General features: G+C 53.7%; 21 protein-coding genes and 1 pseudogene. 11 read left to right on the plus strand and 11 right to left on the minus strand.

Translation table 11 applies throughout. The features are described 5' to 3' along the window. A pseudogene (locus B5F29_RS14180) lies at nucleotides 1-3,730 on the minus strand (InlB B-repeat-containing protein); the annotation flags it as partial. A 361-nt stretch (nucleotides 3,731-4,091) separates the two neighbouring features. On the opposite strand from B5F29_RS14180, the gene B5F29_RS14185 reads away from it, so the two are divergent. From B5F29_RS14185 to B5F29_RS14230, 10 genes are all read left to right on the plus strand, one after another. Next, nucleotides 4,092-4,667 (plus strand): GGDEF domain-containing protein, encoded by a 576-nt coding sequence (locus B5F29_RS14185; RefSeq protein ID WP_162608442.1) that lies wholly within the window; start codon nucleotides 4,092-4,094, stop codon nucleotides 4,665-4,667. Beyond that, on the plus strand, nucleotides 4,664-5,413 hold the full coding sequence (locus tag B5F29_RS14190) for a hypothetical protein (RefSeq protein WP_087155281.1): 750 nt from the start codon (nucleotides 4,664-4,666) through the stop codon (nucleotides 5,411-5,413). Before B5F29_RS14185 ends, B5F29_RS14190 begins: the two co-directional genes overlap by 4 nt. A gap of 196 nt (nucleotides 5,414-5,609) precedes the next feature. Continuing rightward, nucleotides 5,610-6,179, plus strand: a complete 570-nt coding sequence (locus B5F29_RS14195; protein ID WP_087155282.1) for an RNA polymerase sigma factor — start codon at nucleotides 5,610-5,612, stop codon at nucleotides 6,177-6,179. 9 nt (nucleotides 6,180-6,188) lie between these two features. After that, entirely contained in the window at nucleotides 6,189-7,115 is a 927-nt protein-coding gene (locus B5F29_RS14200; RefSeq protein WP_087155283.1) for a transglutaminase-like domain-containing protein, read from the plus strand. A 14-nt stretch (nucleotides 7,116-7,129) separates the two neighbouring features. Next, complete coding sequence (locus B5F29_RS14205; protein WP_087155284.1) at nucleotides 7,130-8,170, plus strand: type II secretion system F family protein; 1,041 nt, start codon at nucleotides 7,130-7,132, stop codon at nucleotides 8,168-8,170. Between the two features lie 3 nt (nucleotides 8,171-8,173). Continuing rightward, nucleotides 8,174-8,518, plus strand: coding sequence for a hypothetical protein (locus B5F29_RS14210; RefSeq protein ID WP_087155285.1), 345 nt, complete (start codon nucleotides 8,174-8,176; stop codon nucleotides 8,516-8,518). Then, complete coding sequence (locus tag B5F29_RS14215; protein WP_087155286.1) at nucleotides 8,515-9,009, plus strand: DUF4860 domain-containing protein; 495 nt, start codon at nucleotides 8,515-8,517, stop codon at nucleotides 9,007-9,009. Before B5F29_RS14210 ends, B5F29_RS14215 begins: the two co-directional genes overlap by 4 nt. A gap of 16 nt (nucleotides 9,010-9,025) precedes the next feature. Further along, complete coding sequence (locus tag B5F29_RS14220) at nucleotides 9,026-9,469, plus strand: hypothetical protein (protein WP_087155287.1); 444 nt, start codon at nucleotides 9,026-9,028, stop codon at nucleotides 9,467-9,469. 4 nt (nucleotides 9,470-9,473) lie between these two features. Further along, nucleotides 9,474-9,989 carry a hypothetical protein gene (locus B5F29_RS14225; protein ID WP_087155288.1) on the plus strand — a complete coding sequence of 172 codons (516 nt, stop codon included), beginning with the start codon at nucleotides 9,474-9,476 and terminating at the stop codon, nucleotides 9,987-9,989. Nucleotides 9,990-9,991: 2 nt separating this feature from the next. After that, nucleotides 9,992-11,047 carry a type IV pilus twitching motility protein PilT gene (locus B5F29_RS14230; protein ID WP_087155289.1) on the plus strand — a complete coding sequence of 352 codons (1,056 nt, stop codon included), beginning with the start codon at nucleotides 9,992-9,994 and terminating at the stop codon, nucleotides 11,045-11,047. 12 nt (nucleotides 11,048-11,059) lie between these two features. On the opposite strand, the gene B5F29_RS14235 is transcribed toward B5F29_RS14230, so the two are convergent. The 10 genes from B5F29_RS14235 to B5F29_RS14280 all read right to left on the minus strand — a co-directional run bounded on the left by B5F29_RS14235 (nucleotide 11,060) and on the right by B5F29_RS14280 (nucleotide 24,435). Further along, nucleotides 11,060-11,626 (minus strand): GNAT family N-acetyltransferase, encoded by a 567-nt coding sequence (locus tag B5F29_RS14235; protein ID WP_087155290.1) that lies wholly within the window; start codon nucleotides 11,624-11,626, stop codon nucleotides 11,060-11,062. Further along, nucleotides 11,623-12,564 (minus strand): sugar phosphate nucleotidyltransferase, encoded by a 942-nt coding sequence (locus B5F29_RS14240; protein ID WP_087155291.1) that lies wholly within the window; start codon nucleotides 12,562-12,564, stop codon nucleotides 11,623-11,625. The genes B5F29_RS14235 and B5F29_RS14240 overlap by 4 nt, the downstream gene beginning before the upstream one ends. A 4-nt stretch (nucleotides 12,565-12,568) precedes the next feature. After that, nucleotides 12,569-13,750: an alanyl-tRNA editing protein gene (locus B5F29_RS14245; RefSeq protein ID WP_087155292.1), complete on the minus strand. Its 1,182-nt coding sequence runs from the start codon at nucleotides 13,748-13,750 to the stop codon at nucleotides 12,569-12,571. Between the two features lie 71 nt (nucleotides 13,751-13,821). After that, complete coding sequence (gene addA, locus B5F29_RS14250; RefSeq protein WP_087155293.1) at nucleotides 13,822-17,391, minus strand: helicase-exonuclease AddAB subunit AddA; 3,570 nt, start codon at nucleotides 17,389-17,391, stop codon at nucleotides 13,822-13,824. Then, nucleotides 17,388-20,789: a helicase-exonuclease AddAB subunit AddB gene (addB, locus tag B5F29_RS14255; protein WP_087155294.1), complete on the minus strand. Its 3,402-nt coding sequence runs from the start codon at nucleotides 20,787-20,789 to the stop codon at nucleotides 17,388-17,390. Before addB ends, addA begins: the two co-directional genes overlap by 4 nt. A gap of 4 nt (nucleotides 20,790-20,793) precedes the next feature. Then, nucleotides 20,794-21,510: a tRNA threonylcarbamoyladenosine dehydratase gene (locus B5F29_RS14260; RefSeq protein ID WP_087155295.1), complete on the minus strand. Its 717-nt coding sequence runs from the start codon at nucleotides 21,508-21,510 to the stop codon at nucleotides 20,794-20,796. Then, nucleotides 21,507-22,322 carry an ATP-dependent sacrificial sulfur transferase LarE gene (gene larE, locus B5F29_RS14265; RefSeq protein ID WP_087155296.1) on the minus strand — a complete coding sequence of 272 codons (816 nt, stop codon included), beginning with the start codon at nucleotides 22,320-22,322 and terminating at the stop codon, nucleotides 21,507-21,509. Before larE ends, B5F29_RS14260 begins: the two co-directional genes overlap by 4 nt. Before the next feature lie 10 nt (nucleotides 22,323-22,332). Beyond that, nucleotides 22,333-22,911 carry a zinc dependent phospholipase C family protein gene (locus tag B5F29_RS14270; RefSeq protein WP_162608443.1) on the minus strand — a complete coding sequence of 193 codons (579 nt, stop codon included), beginning with the start codon at nucleotides 22,909-22,911 and terminating at the stop codon, nucleotides 22,333-22,335. Nucleotides 22,912-23,035: 124 nt separating this feature from the next. After that, nucleotides 23,036-24,064 carry a stage V sporulation protein AD gene (locus tag B5F29_RS14275; RefSeq protein WP_087155298.1) on the minus strand — a complete coding sequence of 343 codons (1,029 nt, stop codon included), beginning with the start codon at nucleotides 24,062-24,064 and terminating at the stop codon, nucleotides 23,036-23,038. Nucleotides 24,065-24,141: 77 nt separating this feature from the next. Continuing rightward, on the minus strand, nucleotides 24,142-24,435 hold the full coding sequence (locus B5F29_RS14280; RefSeq protein ID WP_143449168.1) for a hypothetical protein: 294 nt from the start codon (nucleotides 24,433-24,435) through the stop codon (nucleotides 24,142-24,144). A 15-nt stretch (nucleotides 24,436-24,450) separates the two neighbouring features. Between B5F29_RS14280 and B5F29_RS14285 the strand changes: the two genes are divergently transcribed. Beyond that, on the plus strand, nucleotides 24,451-24,909 hold the full coding sequence (locus B5F29_RS14285) for a SpoVA/SpoVAEb family sporulation membrane protein (RefSeq protein WP_087155300.1): 459 nt from the start codon (nucleotides 24,451-24,453) through the stop codon (nucleotides 24,907-24,909). The last annotated feature ends 74 nt before the right edge of the window (nucleotides 24,910-24,983 follow it).

Genomic DNA, 24,983 nt, shown 5'->3' on the forward strand with positions numbered 1-24,983 from the left:
TTGTCTCGCTCCATCCTAAGAACTTCGCTTTCTCCATCGTCGGAACGTTGGTTGTTTCCAGTGTTACTGTCTGCGTGTTCAGGTAGGTATCTTCTACCGTACCCGGTCCACCCTGGCCGCCGTTCGCGTCATATGTCAGGTCATACTTGTCATCCTCATAGTCCGGTGTCTCGTCCTCGTCTATATCGGATGCCCATACCGCGTAGACTTTTGTGTCTGTTTCCGGCATTACCAATCGTCCATCAGCAAAAATTCCTGCAACATCTTTTTCCGCTTCAGTCATAATCAGAGCATTTTGTTTTAAGCTCCAACCTAAAAACAGCGCTTGATCTCTTTCTAATGAACCTTGTCCTGCAAGAGTAACAGTTGTACCTTCTACATACTCTTTAGGCGCTGGAACAGTTCCCTTTGTATGATTATTTCCATCATATTCAAGTATGTGCCATACGCTTACATTTTTAGTATAAGTATACACGAACGGTGTCTTTGCACTCTCCGCTGTCACGCTTGTCGTACCTGCTTCCAGTTGCGGTTTCCAGCTTCCGCTATTCTGGTAGCCTTCTGCAGGCTTATTGGTCCCTGGGATGTCTCCGGCTACTATTGTGTAGCTTCCGGTTGCGTCCCATTTCCCATTCTTCTTCAGGCCTCCGATTATTGTGTAGCTTGATTCTCCGTCATCGAAGGTTCCGTTCGTTGCTTTGAACGTCACTGTCACTTCATAATCGTCCGGAATACCATTTTGGTTTGTATCCTCAGAATAATAGAACACAACATCTTCTACACTAGTCCCATCTTTAGAAACTGTAAATACTTTACTCGCATCACTAACAAGTACGTATCCCGAAATTTCCGGTGCAGTTTCCGTTACTGTTTGACCATATCTAGCTGTTTTGCTGTCTGCAGATCTCACAGACTCATCCGTATCTTCATCCAGATATTTAACCTTATATGTAACTGTTTTTAAATCATAATAGAAATTAATGGTCGCAGTTCCATCCGCAGTAACTGTTGTCATTGGATTAGATGAATCATTATAATTGCTATTATACTCTTCAGGTACATCGTAGGTACTCAATCGGATAACTTTTTCATTTACAATTCCTAGTCCATTAACGGTTCCCTTTAGATCATATTTTTCGTCTACTTCAGCATCTTCCGAATGATCTGCTTTTTCAAGCCAGTATTTAACAGTATATGGAGCTGTTGTACTTCCTGGTTCTAGTTTTTTCCACTGTGCCACAAATTCAAATGTATGACCCGTTACATAATTCAATGACGTTTCATTAACTGTAATTGATTCATTCATTTGATACAGCGTTTCATTAGTTCCAAGTTTCCACCCTAAGAATACATGCCCTTCTTTTGCCGGAATCTCGTTAGAAATGCGAATCACATTGTTTTCGCCTTCAAGCGCTGTGTACATTCCTTCGTCTGTAATTGACTCAGAATTTGCACCATTCATATCATAAATAACAGAATAAGTAACCTTTTCTGCATTTAACCGAATACAGGACAAATCGCTCTCCGTATTATTCCCAGGAATATTAAGAGTATACCAACCTTCATTGTCCGGTCCTGATATATAGGACTGATCCATTCCAATACCAGTTAATTGAGGATCCTCATATCCGACTTCTAACTTAAATCGATACTGATTTTCATTGCTTTTCGTAGCAACATAGTTGACTCCTACATCTTTCCATACCCACTTTCTATTTTCATTTTGGGTCCAATGTTGGAAAGTATCAACTCCAGTCAGTTCTTTAACGATAATTTCATCTATGCTAGCAGATTTAAAATTACCATTATTGACAATGAGATTTTCTTTGGCTCCGTCAATTCTGATTTCATATATATATCGTGTAGCTGTCCCAAGCCAATTTCCTTCTTCTTCTTTTAAAATAACAGTTACTGTTATTCCGTTGGCAAGCTCTGTTGTGGCGGTCGCATTTACTTCATATGTTTCAGGCACCTCAATATTCTGGTCATTAATAGTCAGCTGATTTAAATGCCATTCTCTCCAGAATAATATATTCGACTCATACCCTCCGCCTTCGTGGTCAGCTTTATGATTAGACCATGAGCTTGTCAACTCCAGCGTGACAATTTCACCATTCTTAAAGGACGTTACACTACTCGTGATATCTCCCTGGCGGATTTCACCATTGTTCCATGATATGCTAAACTCTTCTGTTTTTGCAAAGCTGACAACGATGTTCTTATTCTCAGTAATGTTTGAGACAACATAATCTGTAGCATTTGTATCCGTGTCAACAACAGTTCCTTGCAGTGGATGGTCATTTACTGTAACACTTCCGATATAATTCCCATATCCCGGTGTTACTCGGAATGAAATAGTTCCGCCTTCCTTAACCGTTTGCGGACCTTCCTCTATGCTTCCCAGACCTTCGTTTACAACCGAATAACTTATTGTATATTCTGCAACCGTTTCTTCATATCTGAAAACAATCGTCTGACCAGCTTGGAGCAGAATTCCTGTATCACCATCTAAGCTGTAGTAAATGTGTGACTTACCATCCGAAGTGGTGTATTCACCTATGGCTACAATCTTGTCATTTCCTACAACTGCCTCTTTAAAAGTATATCCTTCAAATTTTAAATCATCAGATTGAGTAAGTTTGTCTATACTTCCTTCTTCAACATGAACAGTACCATTATGCACTCCCGCGCCTTCGATAGTAATCGGAATGGATCCTTCACTTTCCTGCAAAACCTTCTGCATTCTCAGTAAACTCGGAACTGCTTTCACTAAACCAGCATCATCCATCGGAACTTCTTCCACAGCAACTTCCTGATAGCTGACCGTCACCTCGGTATCTTCCGACACCTGTACTTCATAGTAACTGTCTTCCACCAGACTCAGGACTTCGTCGCCGCATACTGCTTCTGCAGTCCAACCTTCGTCAGCCTGCACTTTGAACTGAGCATAGCCCTCTTCGTCGGTCTCGATGCCTTCCTCGCCGATCTCCTCATCGTCGATCGTCAGGAGTGTACCGTGAGATTCCGGCTCCTCGGCAAACGTGATCTTGTATGTAACTGCTTCCTCGGATTCCTCCTCGCCTTCAGTCACTTCTTCCTCAGCATCTGCGTCAGGATTTTCCTCAGCCGCACCGGCAGCATCCTCGTTGGAATCTGCGTCGGTTTTGTCTGCATCTTCCTCATCGGTTTCTGCATCCGTTCCATCTGCATCTTCCTCATCGGTTTCTGCATCCGTTCCATCCGCATCTTCCTCATCGGTTTCTGCATCCGTTCCATCCGCATCTTCCTCATCGGTTTCTGCATCCTCTCCATCTGCATCTTCCTCATCGGTTTCTGCATCTGTTCCATCTGCATCTTCCTCATCGGTTTCTGCATCTGTTCCATCCGCATCTTCCTCATCGGTTTCTGCATCCGTTCCGTCCGCATCTTCCTCATCGGTTTCTGCATCGATTTCTGCGTTCGGATCCTCCTCGGATTCCTCCGTCGGGAGTTCCTCCGTCTCACCATCGATCGGTACTGCGTTTTCCTCGCTCAGCGTCTCCGCTTCTGTCGGTTCCTCCGGCGTGTTCGCAGCCTCCTTTTCCTCTTCGGGATTAGAGATGTCGGTTGCATTGTCCACTGGCTCTTCCATTGGAGCTGAACCACCATCTCCAGGCGCCGCATAGGCTACATTTGAGAACGTCAGTACGCCTGCCAACAAAAGTGCCAGCATTTTCTTTGTCCGTCTCATCTCTTTTTCCCTCCTTTCCTTATAAACTCGCGGCGGTTTTTCCGCCGCTGTGATATTGCGGGGACATATCTGCCCCTACATTAGATAAAGACGGATCTTTGGACACAAACAGGTCACATTTTGTTCACTTTTTCATCATTTTTATAAAAAATAACATAATCAGCTTCTGGCTGAACCGTTTTGCCTGCCGATTCCGTCTTTAAGAATGAAGGCAGAAAGAGAACAGGAGACGCTCATGGGTATTTACCGACATTTTACCGCTCTTAAAATATTGAAAATTACAGGTTTTTTTCTTATAATGCTCTTAGCATGTGATAATTTTTTTGCAGAGTCCGCGTTTATCCGGAAAGTTCCCGCCCTTATGCTCTGTATATATGCCGCAGTAGAATTGTGCATATTCTGCAGGGCGAGGCGCGACTATCAGAAATTATACCAGGCCGCGTACTTTGACGCTCTCACCGGGATACCGAATCGGCTCAGCGCGGATCTTTATATCCGGCAGTGCGCTTCCTCTCCCGAAATCACCGTAGCCATGGCAGATCTGGACGGATTAAAACTGGTCAATGACATGTCCGGACACCTGGCCGGCGATTCCATGATCCGGGATTTCGCGGTAATGTTTTATAATTCGGCGCTTCCCGGAGCATATGCATTCCGCAATGGCGGCGATGAGTTTCTGGCAGTTTTCAGCGGAAAAGATTCCAGACAGGCGGCTGCGCGGTTCTGCGCCAGCCTGAAAGAAGCAGTAACCCGCTACAATCATTCCGCTGTTCATCCAATCTCTTACAGTATCGGCTGCGCTTCCCGTTCAGAATATCCTGACACCAGCGTGTCACAGCTGATCTCGTATGCAGATTCACGTATGTACCACGATAAATACCTGAAAAAGAGATATGCGCAGGCAGACACTCTATCAAGAAAGGAGGAGCCTACATGATCCGTTTTTTCCGCAGAAAAGATATTCCGGAACCTCTTTCCCCGGATCAGGCGGACGCATTGCTGGGAAAAATCATGACCGATCTGGAGCTGGAAAGACCGCCCCGGCCGGGCAAAAAAACTTATTATCATATTGTACGAAGACGTTATCTGGTAAAGCGCGCGGCAGCCGCAGCCTGTATACTGCTTCTTCTGGCATGTTTCGGCCCCGGTACAGTCGTGCCGGTCGCAGTATCCCAGGTTTCCGCGGCTCCATCCTCAGACTCCGCCTCCGTGCAGATCTCTTTTCAGCTGGGTTCTGTGATCCCTGTCCGGGAAGTAACCGCGGAGATTAACGATCACGCGCTGACCGTGGAAAGCGACGGATACCAGCAATATACCGTTACGGTAGAAGAAAACGGATACCTTCTCCTCGACGTATGCTCCATCACCGGCATCCATACTTCTCACGGCATGGAGATCTCCGGAATCGATACGCGCGCGCCCGAGGTGACCAGTCATCGGCAGGAAGGCAATCAGATCCTGATCTATCTTACGGACGGCGATGGAGTAGGCATCGATTTTCCATCCATTACGGCATACGATGAATCCACTTCCGTCTCTATTCCGCCCGTCTGGTACGACGAAGCAAGCGGATGCGTCGCGTTTGCCCGTCCCAGCAGCCGTATCCTGATCACGGTTCCTGATTACAACGACAACCGCCTGATACTTTCCCTGGCGCCTATGACAGGAAACGACAATGATTAATGCAGCGGTCAGACGTCTCCGCCGGGATTTCAACGGAAACTCCGGCGGAGATATTTGTTTTCCGTCTCTGTTTCTCTCATTATTTTCCCTTGTTCTTTATTTTTCTTAGTGGTATACTTAAAAAAACAAGTGTAACGACTTGTTTTATATTAAGTACTGACTTATCTGTAAGTGCTTTTTACAGGAGCCGTTTACTATGGGAAACAGATTTAATGTAGAATACTACTCGCTCCTGGCAAGCCGCATCCGCAGGCACGACTCTGACGCATTCACTGAACTTTACCATACTACATACCAAGATCTGTACCGATATGCTTATTATTTTTTAAAGGATGCACATCTTGCGCAGGACGCACTCCACGAGATTTATATATTAATATGGCGCTCTATATCTTCTCTCAAAGAAGACCGCCTGCTTTACTCCTGGATGAAACAGATCACTTATCATGTCTGCTGTGATTTTCTCCGGAAAAATACAGTTCTGGGAGACCATGAGACTTCCGTTCCGGTTTGGGACGATTCTATCCTGGAGATATGGGATAAAAAAGATGCTTTTCAGCAGGTATGGGATGACGATTTTCGGGAAAACCTGAATGAAGCGCTTTCCGGTCTTCCCATTCAGTCCCGCCAGGCTTTTCTTCTTCGCTACGAGAACGATCTGAAGCTGGAAGAAATCGCCGATTTTCTGGGCTGCAGCCTGAGTACAGTCAAACGGGCCATAAACAAAGCCCGGAAGCATCTGCAGAAAAAATTAGACTCATTATAAGGAGAAGGCATGTATTTAAGATTATCTGCTTTGTTTTTACTCTCTGCCGCCCTCCTGGCAGGATGTTCCGGAAGCGGCGCATCCGCTGAAACGAATACGGAAGAAGACCGGCCGCTCCGTCCCAATACCCCGGTCGTATACGAGCCTCAGGCGCCTCAGACCGATGTGCTCGGAAAAGAACCGCTGATCGTGGATATTTCCTGTACAGACCAAGGTTACGTGATGGCGCGGTATACAGGAGATTCCGCCAAAGCCAATATCCAGATCACCGGCTCTGACGGCGTCAGTTACAAATATTTTCTTCCTCCGTCAGAATCATTCATACCGCTTCCGCTGACCGGCGGAAACGGGACATACCAGATCGACGGCTACGAGAACATCGTGGACAGTCAGTATGCCGTTCTTTTCCGGGAAGCTGTCCAGGTTCAGATAGAGAATGAATTTCTGCCTTTTTTATATCCTAACCAATACGTATATTTTCACGCGGGCAGCGAAGCGGTAGCCGTCGCGGCCGATACCGTATCAGAAGCCCGTTCTGATCTGGACGCGATCTCGGACATCTATCATTACGTCATCAGCCACATTGTCTATGACACAGAAAAAGCCGAGACTGTTTCCAGCGGTTATCTTCCGGATGTGGATGAGACCCTGCGGACAGGGAAAGGAATCTGCTTTGATTATGCTTCTCTGACAGCTGCCATGCTTCGTTCCCAGAACATTCCCTCCCGCCTGGAGATCGGCTATTCCGGCAGCGTCTACCATGCCTGGATCAGCGTTTATACCGAAGAAACCGGATGGATCGACCGTATCATAGAATTTACCGGAAACGGCTGGACGCGGATGGATCCCACGCTGGCCGCCGGAAACGACAACAGCACCGCCGCCCTGAAATACATGGGGGACGGATCCAACTATACGACACAATATATCCGCTGAGAAAGGAATCTGCTATGAAAGCTCTGAACAACTCTGAACTGGCATCTTTCAGCAGCCAGATGGCGCTGATCCTGCGCTCGGGCATCTCTTCCGTGGAGGGATTGTCATTGATTCTGGAGGACACTCCGTCCGGTGAAGGAAAACAGATCCTGGAGCATGTGCTGCATTCCATGGAAGAGACCGGCAGTTTCAGCCGGGCTCTGGAATCTGTAAAGGTATTTCCTTCTTATTTCTGCAGTATGGCAGAGATCGGAGAGCAGTCCGGACGGCTGGACGACGTGATGGAATCTCTGGCTCTTCACTATCGCAGGGAAGAGTCTCTTTCCAGAAGCATCCGCAGCGCGGTGATCTATCCGCTGGTCATGCTGGGGATGATGGCCGCGGTTCTGGCCGTACTACTGATCAAGGTTATGCCGGTCTTCCGCCAGGTATTTGAGCAGCTGGGCGCACAGATGACCGGTTTCCCTGCAGCCGTGTTGAACCTGGGCACGGCTCTGGGAAATTACAGCGCGGCGTTCCTTATTCTGGCCGTGGCGGCGGCCGTTATCTGTATCTGGCTTTTTTTCACAGAAAACGGACGTAAGAAATCTAAAAGTTTCGCAGGAAAGTTTTTTATGACACGCGCGCTCAGCGAAAAGATTTCCTGTTCCCGTTTTGCCAGCGGTATGTACCTGGCTCTTAGCAGCGGCCTGGACGTTGACCAGAGTCTGGAGATGACTGCCCGTCTGATCGAACATCCGGATGTTCATGAAAAAATTCTCGAAATCCGCCGGTGTATCGCAGAAGGCGAAAGTTTTGAGGACGCGGCCGCGCGTGCCCGTCTGTTTACCGGTTCCCGTGCCAGAATGCTGTCGATCGGCTTTAAGGCAGGCGCTCCGGACAACGTCATGAAGCAGATCTCCGAGCAGTATGACGAAGAAATCGAAGAGCAGATCGATACGCTCCTTGGAAGACTGGAACCCACTCTGGTAGCCGTCCTTTCCGTAGCCGTGGGACTGATCCTGCTTTCTGTCATGCTTCCTCTTCTGGGCGTCATGATCAATATCGGAGGGTAATCTATGAACCGTTTTCACAAACAGAAGAGCCTGTTTTCGCATATGCGGCTTCTGCTTCCGCTGTTCGTTTTCTGCATCATGTTCCTGCTGCTGCTGGAAGGTCTGTCTTCTGTGTCTTCCGCCGCCGCCAGGGAAGAAGCCTCCCGCCTCAGAGATTCGGTTCTGCAGGGGGCGGTTCAGTGCTACGCGCTGGAAGGCTTTTATCCGGAGGATCTTGCATATCTCCAGGAGCATTACGGCATATCCTACAATACGGACAAATACGTGGTATCTTATGAAGTTATCGGTTCCAATCTGATGCCGGACGTAACTGTGATCCCCTTATATGGAAGGGAGGAAGGTACATGAACCGCAGACACATAAGGCCTCATACTGTAGATCTTTTGTTTACTATTTCTCTTTTCTGCGTGTTTGCCGCAAGCGCCCTTCTGCTGGTTTTGACGGGCGTGCGTGTGTACAGATCCACGGCGCAGCGTCTGGAGGGAACTTATTCCGCGCGCACCGCTCTGGCCTACGTGACGGAAAAAGTTCGGCAGCACGACGCGGAAGGCCGTGTCTCCCTGACCGAAATTGACGGACTGACTGCCATCATGCTGACAGATCAGGCGGGAGACGATATCTATAAAACTTACATTTATTCTGACGGCGACTATGTCTGTGAGCTGCTTGTCCGTCAGGGAACAACATTGTCCTCCGACATGGGACAGCAGGTTCTCCGTGTCGATGACTTTTCTATAACAGACCGCGGGGACGGCTTTCTGGAACTGACCGCACTGGATGATTACGGACAGTCTTACAGCTTTCTCCTGCACCTTCGGAACAGCGGAGGATTTTCTTGAAAGGAATGAGACAGACATGAAGCATATACCGCATACACGTTCCAGTCTGTTTTTGATTGAACTGATCATTGCTGTATTTTTCTTTTCCATTGGAAGCGCAGTGTGCATCCGGGCTTTCTCCCAGGCCTATCTGATGAGCCGGTCTGCCCAGGAACTGAGTTTCGCTTCCTCACAGATCTCCGGAGCCGCCTCTGCGGTCCGTTATACGGATGGATCTGCGGAAGCGCTCTCCGAATATTTTCCTTCCGCCAGAGCGGACGATTCCGGCTGTTTGATCTATTACGACCGGAACCGCAGGCCATGCAGTCCGGAAGAGGCATCGTACACGATGACGATCCGGACAGAACAGGACGGGATCCGGACAGATACCTTTCTGTCCATGACCAGACAGGACGGCGCCGTTCTCTACGAGCTGTCCCTGCGTTATCCATCTGCAGTTACGGCTGGAAAGGAGGAATAAATATATGGATTCCAGAAAGAAACAATCGTCCTTTTCCAGCATCGGGATCACATCCCTTGTCCTGATCTTCGTCATGCTCTGCCTGCTTACTTTTTCTGTACTGTCGCTGGTGACTGCCAGAGCGGATCTCCGTCTGAGTCAGAAAAACGCGGAACGCACATCTGCTTATTACGACGCGGAAAACCGTGCCAATGACGTCCTGCTTTCTGTCATTTCCTGTATAGAGGAATATAAAGACAGCCCTGACGCTTCCGTTTTCTATCAGAAGCTTCGGGAACGCCTGGACGGACAGAACGGCATTCTTTTTACCGGCGCCGATTCTCTGGAATATGAGGTCCTTCTGGATAAAGAGCAGCTCTTGTCCGTCTCTCTGGAGATTTCCTACGAGACATATGACGACGGCAGCCACTACCGGATCCTGGCCTGGAACACGGTATCTACTCACGAATGGGAGTCTGACGGCAGCCTTCCCCTTCTGGATAAGGAGGCCGTCTCTGACATGCTTACGGAGGAGGAATAGATATGAATGCTTTAGATTTTCTGACAGAGGCTACTTCGACCGGCGCCTCCGATCTCTTCATCGTCGCCGGCCGGCCACTCTCCTGCAAAAAGGCGGGAAGAATCGTTATGTCCTGCGAGGAACGGCTGATGCCCGCGCAGACGGAAGCGCTGATCCGCGAGATCTACCGTCTGGCCGACCGCGATATTTCACGTTTCCTGCGGACCGGAGACGACGACTTTTCTTTCGCTGTCCCCGGGCTTTCCCGTTTCCGCATCAGCGCTTATATGCAGCGCGGTTCCATGGCGGCGGTGATCCGGGTCATCACGTTCGAACTTCCGGACCCGCGGGCGCTGGGCATCCCGGAGCAGGTGATCCGGCTGGGCAGTCTGTCAAAAGGTCTGGTTCTGGTGACCGGTCCCGCCGGCAGCGGCAAATCCACGACGCTGGCCTGCATCATCGACGCCATCAACCAGTCGCAGGAGAAACATATCATCACCATGGAGGATCCTCTGGAATACCTTCACCGGCATAAAAAGAGCATCGTGAGCCAGCGCGAGATCAGTTCCGACACGGAGAGTTACGTGGTGGCTCTGCGGGCGTCTCTGCGGCAGAGTCCGGATGTGATCCTGCTGGGCGAGATGCGTGATTTTGAGACGATCTCTATCGCTATGACAGCGGCGGAGACCGGGCATCTGGTATTCTCCACGCTGCATACGCCCGGCGCGGCCAGCACCATAGACCGGATCATCGACGTATTTCCGCCCAGCCAGCAGCGGCAGATCGCCGTGCAGCTGTCCACTGCCCTGCAGGCGGTGGTCTCCCAGCAGCTGATCCCGGCGGCGGACGGCTCCGGCATGATACCCGCCTTCGAGATGATGACGGCGACTCCCGCTATCCGGAATATGATCCGGGAGAACAAGATCCCCCAGATCGACGGGACCATCTATTCCGCCTCTTCCGAGACCATGTTCTCTATGGACGCCAGCCTGGCTTCGCTGGTCCGGGAAGGCCGGATCACAAAAGAGGAGGCGCTTGCGCACGCCTCCAATCCTGAGATGCTGAAACGCAGGCTGTAAGGCGCTTACGCCTCACACCTTCAGTTCCGGAAACGGGATCACCGCTTCCGGGATTTTTTTATGCGTTCCGATCATCTTTTCCATATAGATCATATCGTACCAGGTCCCGAACTTGTATCCGCACCGGTGCAGATGCGCGGCTTTCACGTATCCCATCCGCTCATGGAACCGCACGCTGGCGTCGTTCAGGCGCCCGTCCGCATGCCCGGTATAGGCGATGCAGGCGTTGAGATTCGTCAGGTTCTGGGACGCTCCGATCCGCTCCAGCTCCTCATACAGGCGCCGTCCGATCCCTCTGCCCCGCCGTTCCATCTCCACATAGACGCTGGGCTCCGCGCACCAGCCGTAGGCGGCCCGGGGATGAAAGGCCGACAGATAGGCGTACCCCACGATCCTCCCGTCTTCTTCCGCCGCCAGATAGGGATACCTGCTCAGGACATGTTCGATCCTGCCCCGGAATTCTTCCGGAGACGGAACTTCATACTCAAAGGTGACCGCCGTCTCCCGCACATACGGCGCGTAGATCTCCAGCAGGGCCTCCGCGTCCTCCGGGCATGCCGTCCGGATGGAAAGACTCATCTCTCCACCTCTTCCGGACCCCACAGCTTTTCCGGATACAGTCCGCGCTCTTTCATGTCGCGCACCGCCTGCACCACCGTCGGCTTGTCCTCTTTGTAGGTCACTCCGTACCAGCGGTCCCTGCTGGTGAGCACCTTCACCTCCGCCCTGTCTTCCCGGATCAGTTCATCCACCACAAAAGGCAGGAAATACTCGCATTTCAGAGGATTTTCCTTCAGGCCCTTTTCCAGCGCTTTCGGGAAGCGGCCCTTAAGTTCCTCCATCATGCTCCTGGTGAATCCCCACATGTTCATGGAGACCACCGCGTCGTCCGGCAGGCTGATCCAGGTCCTGCCATCGTCCTCTGTGTAAGCGGCGCTTCCGTCGCTCTGCTTCTCGATGCGCGTTCTCTCATGGATATCGGTCAGCATATCCTGCTCATCCACTTTGCACACGCCGCGGGCCACGGATCCGTTCTCCGTCAGAGTGTTTTTCAGCAGATATCCCACCATGGTATATTCATATTTATCGCCGTCTTCATGAGTGGTCAGATAGTCATAGATCAGGCGGAACGCTTCCCTTCCGTAGAAATCGTCCGCGTTGATCACCGCGAAGGGGCCGTCGATCACAGCAAGGCAGCTCAGCACCGCATGTCCGGTACCCCAGGGTTTTACGCGGCCTTCCGGCACCTGGAAACCTTCCGGCAGGTTGTGAAGATCCTGGAAGACATATTCTGTCCGGACCCTGCCCTCCAACCGGCTGCCGATCCGCTCCCGGAAATCTTTCTCATTTTCTTTCTTGATGATAAAGATCACTTTCTCGAATCCCGCCTGCACAGCGTCATAGATGGAAAAATCCATGATAATATGCCCCTGATCGTCCACCGGGTCGATCTGCTTGAGTCCTCCGTAACGGCTTCCCATCCCTGCCGCCATGATCACCAGCACTGGTTTCTTCATCTTTTTATCCCTCCATAATCATTTTTTCTATCTCTTCTCTGGTTCCTGTCAGAGATCCCTGCACCATCTCCGGCTTTCCGCCGCCTTTTCCCCGGAAGCGGGCATTCAGTTCTTTTACGAAGACGCGCAGGTCCACGTTCCGGCTCCCCAGGATATAGCGGTATCCCGCGTTGTCCGTGCCCACAAAGGCCGCGCAGATGCCCGGACAGCGCTCCACGGCTCCGTTGATGAAATTCCGCACGGCGATGTTGTCCAGATCCTCCTCAAAGATGCACACATTCCGCTGATCCGGACGGATCCGGCCGAGTTTCTCTTCCAGATACAGGGCCTGCATACGGTTCAGATGCTCCCGGAGCTTCTCCTGCTGCTCTTTCAGACGAAGCACCGCTTCCCCGATCTGATCCGGGCGGGCCGACAGCGCCACTGATACGCCGGTCACGCCCCGCTGTTTTTCCTGATAATCCTTAAGCGCCCGGTCTCCGCACACGATCGTCACCCGGCATCCGCCCCGGTGGCGTTCACAGCTTTGCACCTTGATGACGCCGATCTCTCCGGTCCGCTGCACATGGGGCGCGCAGCAGGCGCAGATGTCGTAGCCGGGCACGGACACCAGCCGCACCTGTCCCTCGATCTCGATCTTGCTGCGGTAATCCAGCTTTTTCAGCTCCTCGCTGTCCGGATAGAGCACCTGTACCGGAATATCTTCATAAACTGCCTGGTTTGCCCTGCGCTCCAGCTCCAGGATCTGCTCCCCGGACAGTTCCCCGTTGAAATCCAGCGTGGTCGCTTCCTGCCCCAGGTGAAATCCCACGTTGTCATACCCGTACAGGCTGTGCACCAAGCCGGACAGGATATGCTCTCCGGTGTGCTGCTGCATGCGTGAAAACCTTTCCGCATAGTCCAGCCGTCCCAGCACCTCGCTCCCTTCCGGGACAGCCTCCGCCGTCATATGCCAGATGATGCCGTCCTCTTCCCGGGTGTCCGTCACCTGGACCCCGTCCAGCCATCCCCGGTCTCCGAACTGCCCGCCGCCTTCCGGAAAGAAAGCGGTCCGGTCAAGCTCCACCCGGTATCCGTCTTTATACTTTTCACAGGACAGGACGGCGGCACGGAACTCTTTCAGATGGCTGTCCTCGTAGTACAGCCGCCGCGCCGCGCCGCCCTGCTGCAGATGTTTTTCTTCCATATCACTTTGTCTCTCCTGTATTTGCTGCATCCAATATATCATTTACCGAACATAAAATCAATTTTCTGCTTTTACAACACAATTACTTTCCCCATCGTAAACGAATAAATCACTTTCTCTCTTACCTTCTTCCCCGTCATCATCTCCAGCGCTTTCCCGTAATACTGAAGCTGCGCGCGGTATCTTCCTGCCAGTTCTTCCGCGCGGAAGATCCGGTCCGTCTTATAGTCTACGATCACGATCTCATCTTCTTCGTAAAAGAATGCGTCTATGATTCCCTGGATCAGTACCAGTTCTTCCGGGTCGGAGCCGTCCACCTGGTCTCCGGGCAGTCCGATGACAAACGGCTGCTCCCGGTAAAGATTTCCCCGGCGGGCGGCGTCCTGCATCCGTTTCCCCAGCGGGCTTTGGATAAACTTCAGAAGATCCCGGACATTCACCGCGTCGATATCCTGCCGTTCCAGTCTGCCGCTTCCGGCCAGTTCCTCCAGAACCTGTCCCGCCTGTTCTTCTGTCTCCATGTCTTTTCCGAAATCCACACATTCCATGACCGCATGGTACGCCGTTCCCCGGGCGGCCCCGGTCTTCTCTTCCTGTTTTTCGATAAACTGCGGAATCAGCGGGATCACATCCGATTCCGGGAACATCTCTTCGGCGGCGTCGGACTCTTCTTCCATCCGGAGTTTTTTCAGTTCGGTCACGCTGTATTTCTGCCGCGAGGTTTTCTCGTCCGCCCACAGATATTTCCAGGAGAGCCTCCGGTCCACCTCCGCGTCCAGTCTCTGATCCCCGGACGGGAAGAGCACGCGGCGCTCCATCTCTTCCCTGCTCAGAGCGTCCTGCACCCGGATCCCCACTTCTCCTGCCAGAAGTTCCTTCAGGGAAACCTGTCTTCTCTCCAGCGCGCTTCCCTCTGCCTTCAGCGCAGGCATGATCCAGTCCAGATAACTGTCCGCGCCGGACAGTTCCAGATAGCTCAGCTTCTCTTCCGGCGACGGTTCCGCCTGCAGGAGCTTTTCTCCTGCCATGCCGGTCAGGATCAGCTTCTCTTTCGCGCGGGTCATGGCCACATAGAGGATCCTCAGTTCTTCTCCCAGATTGTCCAGCAGGTTCTGTCTGCGTATCATCTGTTTGACCAGCGTGGCCCTGCGCATACGGTGTTCCAGGTCCACATAGTCCAGCCCGATTCCGTACCGGCTGTGGCAGACCAGCTTGTCCCGACTCTCCTGCCGGTTGAAACTTTTCCCCATGCCCGCGGCAAATACCACCGGGAATTCCAGTCCTTTGCTGTGATGGATACTCATGATCTGCACGGATCCACCGTCCGCGCCCGACAGCGGCGCCTCGCCGAAATCCACCTGGTATTTCTGCATCTTCTCTATATACCGGATAAAATGAAACAGCCCGTGATAGCTGATCTTCTCATAATCCTGCGCTTTCTGAAGCAGCATCTCCACATTGGCAATCCGCTGCTCCCCGCCCGGGAGCGCCCGCATCTCGTCCATATATCCGGTCTCTTCCACGATCTGCCACAGGAGTTCATGGATGGATGTGCACCCCGCCCTTCTCCGGTACTCTTCCACCCGGGAGAAGAAATCCGCGAGCCGTTCCTTTAAGTTTGCATCCGGGCCTTTCGACGCATAGAGCGCGCAGGCCGCGCAAAACCGTTTCTCCGGGTATGCCGCCTTGATCTTCGCCAGTTCTTCGGAGGAAAATCCCCCTATGCTTCCGTGCAGCGCCGCAGCCAGCGGGATCTCCTGAGTCGGATTGTCCAGCACCCGCAGGTAGGACAGGAGCCCTTCCACTTCCACCGTCTGGAAATATCCTTCCCTGGACTGGGCGCTGGCCGGGATCCCTTCCTCCTGCAGCACTCTTACAAAGGTCTCGCTCCAGCCGGCCATGGTGCGCAGGAGGATCACGATATCCCCGCAGCGCGCCGGACGGAGTTCTCCGTCCTCTGTCACCGTTCCGGTTTTTAACAGTTCCCGGATCCTGGCCGCGATCAGATGCGCCTCCGCCTCCTGCTTCGTCCACCGGCTTTCCTGGCGGGTTTCTTCCCATTCTTCCTGGGAAAGGAGCAGAAGCTCCGCCCTGCATCCTTCCTGGTCAGGATAAGAAGCTCCCATCCGGAGGGCTTCCGCCTCCCCGTAATCGATGCCCCCCAGTTCCCGGCGCATGATTTTACGGAAAATCTCATTGACCGGACCCAGTACCTCTCCCCTGCTTCGGAAATTCTGGTGAAGATCGATCCGCACGCCGGTTTTCCCGTCCTGATAGTCATGGTATTTCTCCAGGAACAGCCCCGGTTCCGCCTGTCGGAAACGATAGATACTCTGCTTCACATCTCCCACCATGAAACGGTTATCCCGCCCCTGCCGGCTGCCGGAGATGCTTTCGAGGATCGCCTCCTGGACCAGGTTGCTGTCCTGGTATTCATCCACCATGATCTCCGCGAAATATTTGGAAAACACATCCGCTGTCCCGCTGGGAACCAGCTTCCCCTCCTCTTCCCTGGTCAGGATTTTCAGGGCAAAATGCTCCTGGTCGCTGAAATCCAGGATATTTTTCCGCCGCTTCTCTTCTCCCAGCCGTTCCGTAAACTGAAGCGTCAGATCTGCCAGGCAGCGGGCATTCTGCGCCGTCTCCCGCATCTGATGGAACACCGTCTCCGAAGGAAGCTGGAAATACTGGTTTTTCAGGGATTTCAAAATATCTTTCATGTCATTGCGGATCTCCATGATCCGGCCGCAGATCCCTTCATCCGCGTCTGCCATGGCCTTGCTTCTGCGGCTGGGGAGCCGCTGGAACTTCAGGTCCGCCAGGAGCTCTCCGAAAGACTCCATGGACCCGCACCGGAGCATTTCTTCCAGAAGAGCGGCATCCGACCGCAATACTTCTATATACGGGAGCGGCCCGTACGGCGCCCGGGCCATCTCTTCCGCCAGAAAGATCTTGTCCCGGCAGTCCGAAACCGTCCTCTTCAGTTCTTCCATGATCTCTTTCGTTCCGCGGAAATCCTCCCAGGAAGCGTCCTTTGGAAGTTCATACAGCGCCGCGCAGTCTTTCAGCCATTTTTCAGGCTGCGGATGAGCCTGGGCATATTCATAGAGCTGCAGGATCAGCTCCTCCAGCCCGCTTCCCCGGTTCCCGCTGCCGTAGCTTTCGGCAAACCGCAGGAAATCCGGATCCTTCGCCGCGCACGCTTCCTCTACTACCTTCTGCGCCGTATCCTGTTTTAAAAGCCGCATCTCGCCCTCATCCGCGATCCTGAAACTGGGATTCAGGTCGATGGTATGAAAATAATTGCGGATCACATACAGGCAGAACCCGTGGATCGTGGTGATCTGGGCCCGTGAGAGAAGCGCTTCCTGCCTCTGCAGCCATTCGTTTCCCGGGTCTTCCAGGATCCGCTCCGCCAGAGCCTTCCCGATCCGCTCCCGCATCTGTGACGCGGCCGCTTTGGTAAACGTGGTGACCAGCAGACGGTCCGCGTCCACCGGATGTTCCGGATCCGTGATCAGGGACAGGATCCGCTCCACCAGCACCGCCGTCTTGCCGGAACCCGCGGCGGCAGACACCAGCAGATTTTTTTCTCTGGTGTCGATGGCCTTTTTCTGGTCCTCTGTCCATACGACGCTCATCCCTGTTCCTCCTTCATCTTCTCCCAGACCTCTTCCCGGTCCATGGGCTGCAGACGGCGTTTCTCGCACCCTTCCAGCTTCCGGTCAAAGCCGCAGACACTGTGATAGGCGCAGTACCGGCAGGCGTCGTCCGTCCCCATCTCGTAGGGATCCAGCCGGATATCCCCGTTCAGGATGCGTTCTCCATACTCGGCAACCCGTCTTTTCACATGTCCCATCAGAAGCTCGAACTGTTCTTCCTCCGCCACCGGCGAAGCCGCCGTGTACCCGCCGTCCTTCTTTCTGCGCACGGGCAGGATATCCGATCCGGTCTCCATCTCCCGGTCCATCAGTTCCGCGACTCCGTCCTCCGCGCTGACCAGGCCGCCCAGCGCCAGTTCTTTCAGGAGCTTTTTCGCCGGATCTTCTTCCTCTTCATAGTCCAGCATGGGATCTTCGATATGATAATAAAACATGCCGGCAGGATGCACTTCCTCATCCCCATCCTGCTGGCGGCGTTTCAGTTCCACGGCCGCGTTCAGGTACACCGCCAGCTGCAGCTGCAGTCCGTAATAGATGCTGGTCAGATCGAACCGCGTGGAACCGCTCTTGTAGTCCACCACGCGCACATAGACCTTCCCGTCCTTCCGGCACACATCGATCCGGTCGATCCTGCCCTGCAGGCGCATGCGTTCGTCCTCGGACAGAAGCACGGACACGCTCTGAAGCTGTTCCAGATTCCGGAAAGATACTTCCGTGTCCTCCGGGAGGAATTCTCCCCTTTCCACCTGCCGCAGCACGGCCCAGGCGGTACGCTTCCCGATCCGCTTCATGCGCGCCAGGGTATACTGGTCTCTCGCCCGGTCCGGAAGAATCTGGTCGGCGTGATCCTGGATGGCCCGCTCCAGGGCTTCCTCCATCCAACGGTCCCGCAGATCGTCCGGCACATGGAACCATCCGTATCCGCCCTGCTCCACCGCGTCCGAAAAATATTTCAGCGCTTCGTGGAACACATTTCCCATATCCACGGCCTTCAGTTCACAGGTCTCCCGTTCTTTCAGGCGCAGGCCGTACTGCAGGAAATGGGCATAGGCGCAGGCCGCGAACTGTTCCAGGCGCGTGACGCTGCCTTCCAGCAGGGTCCCGTACAGAGCCCGCGCCACTGTTTTCCCGATGCCGTCCTCCTGCCTGGTCCGGCACACCGCGTCCATGAGACGTTCCAGTTTTTCTCTCCAGGGATCCCGGGCCGCGTACCAGCTGATCAGGGCTCTGTCTCCGCCTCCGGCGAGTCCTTCCCGTTCCGCCTTCAGCGCCCCGGTCAGTTCCCGCAGATTGCCCTCCGGCGCCACCAGACGGTCCAGGAGTTCTTTCTTCTCCGGATCTTCCACCCGGATCTTCGGGAACAGCTGCCGGATCTGGGAGATCAGAAAGGACGGCCTTAACGCCCCTCCGTCCGCATCCGCCTGGCTCCAGGACAGATACAGCCTCCTGGAAGGCTTCGTCAGGTTCAGGTAGATATAGAATTTCTGGACGCATGCCTCCTGTCTGGCCGTGGGCGCCAGCTCTACTTCCTGCTCATGCAGGAGTTCTCTCTCCATCTCCGAGAGGATGCCTCCCCGGCTCTTATCCCGGGGGACGCTTCCTTCATTAACTCCCGCGAAAAACAGGACTTTCACGTCTTTCAGACGGCTTCTCTCCATATCCCCCGCCAGTACCTGGTCGGTTCCTGCGGGGATCAGCCCCACTTTCATCTCCGACAGCCCCGCGTCCAGCAGCTCGGCATATTCTTCCAACGGGATCCTGCAGTCTCCCAGCAGCATGACCAGCTTGTCAAACAGATCCATGACCATCCCGTAGATCTGCGCGTACTCTCTGGCAGTGGCCATGTCGCCCTTTCCGTCAAACCACGCTTCCTGTTCCTTCAGTTTTTTCTGAATATCCAGGCCCACCAGACAGTCATAGAGCGCTTCGGTCATGCCGCGCACATTCCCGTCTTTCCGGGTCAGCCCTTCTTTCAGAGTCTCCAGCCAGCCGGCAAGGCGGGCCCGGATCTCGTTCAGCGTTTCCAGATCTCCCTCTTCCATATGTTTCAGGGGGCGCTTCCATTCCCGTCTCCAGCCGGACAGCCCGCGGACTCCTCTGGCGATCACATAATTCTCCAGCCGGTCTGTCTCTTCGCTGTCTGTTCCCGCCATACCGCTCCGCAGCAGACGGAACATGGATTCATAGGAGAAATCCTCCTGGACAACCAGGAGCAGGGCGCGCAGAAATTCCACAAAGGAATTTTTCAATACATCCCGCTTCCGGTCCATGAACCCCGGGATCCCCAGCCTGGAAAAGCACTGTTCCAGGAGCGGCACATAGCTCTCCTGGTCTCCGGTCACCACAGCAATGTCCCGATAGCGGAATCCTTCGTCCCGCACCAGACGCAGGATCTCTCTTCCGATCTCCTCGGACTCCGCTCTGGGATTGCCGGCGGAAAAAAGACGCACTTCCTGCGTCTCTTCCTCCCAGACCGCTTTTTCATGGCGGAATATATGCTGTTCCATAAAATGAAGCGCCGGAGCCTCACGGAAGCGGTATTTTCCCGCGTCCGAAAGGATCACCGGCTTTCTCACTTCGACTCTCGCCCGGTCTGCCAGACGCGCAAGCTCCAGCGCCGTTTTCTTCGTGGGATGGAACAGCCGGTACTCCGCCTCCCGGACAAAGGGCTGCTCGCGTCCGTCCATGGTCAGCGTCACGCACACCTCTTCCGCCAGCCCCAGCAGCTTCTGCAGAAGTTTCATCTGCACGGGGGTAAATCCGTTGTAGCCATCCAAGGCGATCACGCTGCCCCGCACTGTCTCCGACCGCTCTACCACCTGCTCCAGCGCGTCCAGCAGCTCCTCCACCGTCAGATACATCCCCTCCAGATATTCCCGGAAACTCTCATAAATCACCAGCATATCCTTCAGTTTAAAATACAGCTGGGGATTCTCCTTATTCTGCTCCATGACGCGCCGGAGTTCTTCCGGCTGCATCCGGTACTGCGTGAACTCCGAGAGCAGAGACTTGACCTCGGATATGTAGCCCAGCTTCTTCAGGTTTCCGCCCAGGAGCACCAGTTCGTCTTTCTTCTCCTCTGCGATGCGGCGCAGAATCAGATTCTTGCCCGTATCCTCCAGGATCCGGCGGTGCTCGCCTCCCACTTCGCCGAAGACCCGGTGCGCCAGACGTTCAAAGCTCAGTACGTCGATATTCATGATCCCGTGCCTGGGATGCATCCGCACCAGATCCTTCTGGGTCTGCATAGTAAACTGTTCCGGCACAATGACCAGGAACTGCTTCTCCGGATACTGCATGGACCCCCGGATCACCTTTTCAAATAAATAATGGGATTTCCCCGCGCCCGGATTTCCCAGTATCAGCTGCAATGCCATATCTTCACCCCTGTCGTTCCAGCAGATCCTTCACCACTTCGGAGGCAAGCAGAAGTCCCGCCGTCCCCGGCACGAACACCATGCTTCCGGGCGTCACCTTGCGTCCGTCCCCTCCCAGGATCTGTCTGAGAGGTTTCCTAGGCTCTTCCGTGGAGTACACTACTTTCAGTCTCTCTATCCCTCTTTTCCGGAGTTCACGCCGCATGACCTTCGCCAGCGGACAGCCCTTTGTCCGGTAGATATCCGTCACCTCAAACCTGGAGGGATCCAGCTTGTTGCCCGCGCCCATGGCGCTGATCAGCGGCGTCCCCGCTTTCTGACAGCTTACGGCCAGTTCCAGCTTCCCGCTGACCGTGTCGATGGCGTCCACCACATAGTCGAAGGCGCCGAAATCGAACCGGTCCGCATGTTCCGGAAGAAAGAAACATTCCTGTGTCTCCACCTCCGTCTCCGGGCAGATATCCGCGATCCGCTCCTTCATCACCGCAGTCTTGTACTGGCCCAGCGTGCTCCGAAGGGCGATGATCTGCCGGTTCAGATTGCTCTCGCCCACCACGTCGTTGTCTACCAGCAGGAAATGTCCGACGCCGCTCCGCGCCAGCGCTTCCACCGCGTAGCCGCCCACGCCGCCGATGCCGAAGACCGCCACCCTGGCCTTTCTCAGTTTTTTCAGTCCGTCCTCTCCGATCAGGAGTTCTGTCCGGGCAAATGTCTCGTTCATGTCCCCAGCTCCTTATTCATACTGCCGCTCTGAAATCCGCCCAGATCCAGCGTCACATAGGTAAATCCCAGCTCTTTCAGTCTCCGCGTCACTTTCTCCGACAGATTCTCATGAAACAGCCTGGGAAATTCTTCCGGCAAAAGCTCAATCCTCGCCAGATTTCCATGAACACGCACCCTTTTCTGTGTGAATCCCAGATCCTGCAGATAGTCCTCCGCCTTCTCCACCCTTTTCATCTTCTCCGGCGTGATCTGTTCCCCGTACGCGAAACGGGACGCCAGACACGCGGAAGACGGGCGGTTCCATCCCGACAGGCCCAGACGGTCCGCCATCTGACGGATCTCCGCCTTGGTAAATCCCGCGTCTTTCAGAGGGCTGGCGATCCCCAGTTCTTTCAGAGCCCTGAGGCCCGGACGGTAGTCCCCCTGGTCGTCCACATTGGAGCCTTCCGCCAGGAAAGGGATTCCTTCCTCATCCGCGGCCGCGCGCATCCTTGTAAATAATGCACGTTTGCACAGATAACAGCGGTTCGGGGGATTCGCTGCAAACCCTTCGATGGAAAATTCATCCACCGTCTCGACCCGGTGGCGGATACCGAATCTATCACAGAATGCTTTCGCCAGCGCCAGCTCCCGCTCCGGCACCGCATGCAGGGACACCGTCAGCGCCAGCGCGTTCTCTCCCAGCGCTTCCCGCGCCGCATATAACAAAAGAACCGAATCCACTCCGCCGGAGAAGGCGATAGCTGCCTTCCCCTCCGAAGCGATCCGGCTCTTCAACCCGCCGTATTTTCGTTCCAGTCTATCTTCCATATAAATACTCCTAAGCAGCAAATACCAGTACCGGCTCCTCTGCCAGACACAGGACTCCGCTCAGCACATGAGAGCAGACCCGGGTGATGAACTCGCAGTCCTCTTCCACCGATCTGGTCTTCTGCATATATTCTTCATGGGTCTTCCGGATATAGTCCAGAATCTCGTCCGCCGACAGAAAACGTCCGGGATAAGCCATATGGAATACCGCCTGATCTTCGTTAATATATCTGCGAAGCTCATGCTTCAGCACATTCTCATACTTACAGTGGTCCTTCAGGTTGCCCGGAAAATGGCTGTTATGAGGAAATGTAAAATAGTCTGCCAGATAATGCATAACCTGTCCCAGATCCACCATATAGCGGATACAGTCCTCCGGGCGGTACAGATCCGTCTCTATCAGCCTGCGGATTTTTTCTTCCACCAGGTCGAATGTCACGTCAAATTCATGCCTTACCGTCACAAACGCGGGCCGGCAGTCAGGAAGAATGCTTCCTATATAAAACGATCTCCATCTGCGGCGCAATATTTCATGATCCAGACTTCTGACCAGAAATCCGGCCAGACAAAGATGTGATTTTTTTCTCAACGGCTTACCCTCCATGCCAATCTCAAACACCAAGACCATATCCAGTTTACCATAATTTTTTCAGCATGCAACAGGTTTTTTTCGATCTGGGAAAATTTTTCACCGTTTTTACATAAATTTTGGTTTAAATACACTCAAGGACCACGCCGTGGGCGATCCCCGGTATGGATTTCCCTTCGTTAAAGCTCACTTTGGACAAAAGCGCGCCGGTGGGTACCAGGAGTACCCGCTTCCACTCTTTCCTCATGATCTTCGGCAGAATGTATGAGGCCAGCACCACGGCGGCGCAGCCGCAGCCGGAACCTCCCGCATGGGTGTCCTGGGAATCCGGGTCGTAGATCAGCATGCCGCAGTCCTCATGGATCCCGTCCAGTTCGATGGCTCTCTCACGAAGCAGATCTTTCAGAATCGTCTGTCCGATGCTTCCCAGATCCCCGGTGATGATCCGGTCGTATTCTTCCGCTTCTCTTCCGAAGTCCATCAGATGGCGGTAGATCGTATCCGCCGCGGCCGGAGCCATGGCGGCGCCCATATGCATGGAATCCTTTACCCCGTAGTCCACCACCTTTCCGGTGGTGATTCCGGTGATACATACAGAGGCTCCTTCCGCATACGAGCTCCCCGCGGCGGCAAGTACAAAGGCTCCGGATCCGGTGACCGTCCAGGTAGTCGACAGGGGACGCTGTCCCGCGTATTCCAGGGGAAATCGGAACTCCTTTTCCGCACTGGCAAAATGGCTGGAGGTCAGCGCCATGGCACATTCCGCACAGCCCGCGTTCACCGCCATGGACGCCAGCGACAGACTCTCTCCGCAGGTGGAACAGGCTCCGTACAGTCCGAAAAGAGGGATCTGAAGTTCCATGATCCCGTAGGAAGTGGCGATTCCCTGCGCCAGCAGATCCCCCGCGAACAGATAGCGGATCTGCTCTTCATTCATACCGGCCTTCTCCATGGCTTTGCGCGCCGTCAGAAGCTGGAGCTCGCTCTCCGCTTCTTCCCAGGTATTCTTGCCGAATCTGGGATCCGGTTCGATCACATCGAAGAGATGACCCAGAGGTCCGTCTCCTTCCTTGCTTCCCACGATGGAGGCCGCTCCGATGATACGGGGCGGTTCTCCAAAACTTACGCTGGCTCTTCCCTTTTTCTCTGTCATGGCCTGGCTCCTTTCCGAAAACTTCTGTCGTTTTACTACATAGTTTTTCAGGAAAGGAAAAAAGTATGCGGATGATTTTATACTCCGGTGATCAAAGATACCAGAGGAATCGTCAGAAGATAAAGCGCCAGCGACAGGATACATGCGATTACACCCATATTCGCGATCTTTTTCCACTGGAATCCTGTCTTTTTCTCCGGATTCCCGCTCATCATCTGGATACCGTAAGTATAGACCAGACAGTTGAATACGATCAGGAACAGGGACGCGCGCAGCAGCGCCTGATCTCCGTAGACGGCGGAGATCACCTGGCAAGCAAAAATACCACGGCGCCGGGTATATAAACCGGTCTGTCCGGACAGACTAGGCAAAAAGGAGTCAAGTATATGAGTGTCAGCGACGAACAGAAACAACAGTATAACGAATACGTAAAACAGGTGACCCCCACCCACAGCCTTCCCCGGGAGATGTTCCATGCGTTCCTGACCGGAGGCGCCATCTGCACGCTGGGACAGCTGATCACCAATCTGCTCATGCAGGCCGGCATCGAACAGGAAGCTGCCGGGACCTGGTGTTCCATCCTCCTGATATTGCTCAGCGTCCTGCTCACCGGTTTCAATGTCTACCCTTCTATCGCCAAATGGGGCGGGGCCGGCGCTCTGGTTCCTATTACCGGATTCGCCAACGGCGTCGCGTCGTCCGCCATCGAATACAAAAAAGAAGGGCAGGTCTTCGGCATCGGCTGCAAGATCTTCACCATCGCCGGGCCGGTGATCCTCTATGGCGTATTCACAAGCTGGGTCGTGGGGCTCCTGTACTGGCTGGGCAAGGGGCTGGGAATCTGAAAAATTGCTAAATTTGTCAGGGTATGTTGCATCTTTTTCTCCGTTCTGATATAGTTAGGTTCACGACTAATTTC

Origin of the sequence: Lachnoclostridium sp. An196, assembly GCF_002160135.1 — a bacterium.
Taxonomy (GTDB): Bacteria; Bacillota; Clostridia; order Lachnospirales; family Lachnospiraceae; genus Hominiventricola; species Hominiventricola avistercoris.

Excerpts from the sequence above, each read along its gene's own strand:
- B5F29_RS14185 (WP_162608442.1), top strand. The coding sequence starts at position 4,092 with ATGCTCTGTATATATGCCGCAGTAGAATTGTGCATATTCTGCAGGGCG.
- B5F29_RS14190 (WP_087155281.1), top strand. The coding sequence starts at position 4,664 with ATGATCCGTTTTTTCCGCAGAAAAGATATTCCGGAACCTCTTTCCCCG.
- B5F29_RS14195 (WP_087155282.1), top strand. The coding sequence starts at position 5,610 with ATGGGAAACAGATTTAATGTAGAATACTACTCGCTCCTGGCAAGCCGC.
- B5F29_RS14200 (WP_087155283.1), top strand. The coding sequence starts at position 6,189 with ATGTATTTAAGATTATCTGCTTTGTTTTTACTCTCTGCCGCCCTCCTG.
- B5F29_RS14205 (WP_087155284.1), top strand. The coding sequence starts at position 7,130 with ATGAAAGCTCTGAACAACTCTGAACTGGCATCTTTCAGCAGCCAGATG.
- B5F29_RS14210 (WP_087155285.1), top strand. The coding sequence starts at position 8,174 with ATGAACCGTTTTCACAAACAGAAGAGCCTGTTTTCGCATATGCGGCTT.
- B5F29_RS14215 (WP_087155286.1), top strand. The coding sequence starts at position 8,515 with ATGAACCGCAGACACATAAGGCCTCATACTGTAGATCTTTTGTTTACT.
- B5F29_RS14220 (WP_087155287.1), top strand. The coding sequence starts at position 9,026 with ATGAAGCATATACCGCATACACGTTCCAGTCTGTTTTTGATTGAACTG.
- B5F29_RS14225 (WP_087155288.1), top strand. The coding sequence starts at position 9,474 with ATGGATTCCAGAAAGAAACAATCGTCCTTTTCCAGCATCGGGATCACA.
- B5F29_RS14230 (WP_087155289.1), top strand. The coding sequence starts at position 9,992 with ATGAATGCTTTAGATTTTCTGACAGAGGCTACTTCGACCGGCGCCTCC.
- B5F29_RS14235 (WP_087155290.1), bottom strand. The coding sequence starts at position 11,626 with ATGAGTCTTTCCATCCGGACGGCATGCCCGGAGGACGCGGAGGCCCTG.
- B5F29_RS14240 (WP_087155291.1), bottom strand. The coding sequence starts at position 12,564 with ATGAAGAAACCAGTGCTGGTGATCATGGCGGCAGGGATGGGAAGCCGT.
- B5F29_RS14245 (WP_087155292.1), bottom strand. The coding sequence starts at position 13,750 with ATGGAAGAAAAACATCTGCAGCAGGGCGGCGCGGCGCGGCGGCTGTAC.
- addA (WP_087155293.1), bottom strand. The coding sequence starts at position 17,391 with ATGAGCGTCGTATGGACAGAGGACCAGAAAAAGGCCATCGACACCAGA.
- addB (WP_087155294.1), bottom strand. The coding sequence starts at position 20,789 with ATGGCATTGCAGCTGATACTGGGAAATCCGGGCGCGGGGAAATCCCAT.
- B5F29_RS14260 (WP_087155295.1), bottom strand. The coding sequence starts at position 21,510 with ATGAACGAGACATTTGCCCGGACAGAACTCCTGATCGGAGAGGACGGA.
- larE (WP_087155296.1), bottom strand. The coding sequence starts at position 22,322 with ATGGAAGATAGACTGGAACGAAAATACGGCGGGTTGAAGAGCCGGATC.
- B5F29_RS14275 (WP_087155298.1), bottom strand. The coding sequence starts at position 24,064 with ATGACAGAGAAAAAGGGAAGAGCCAGCGTAAGTTTTGGAGAACCGCCC.
- B5F29_RS14285 (WP_087155300.1), top strand. The coding sequence starts at position 24,451 with ATGAGTGTCAGCGACGAACAGAAACAACAGTATAACGAATACGTAAAA.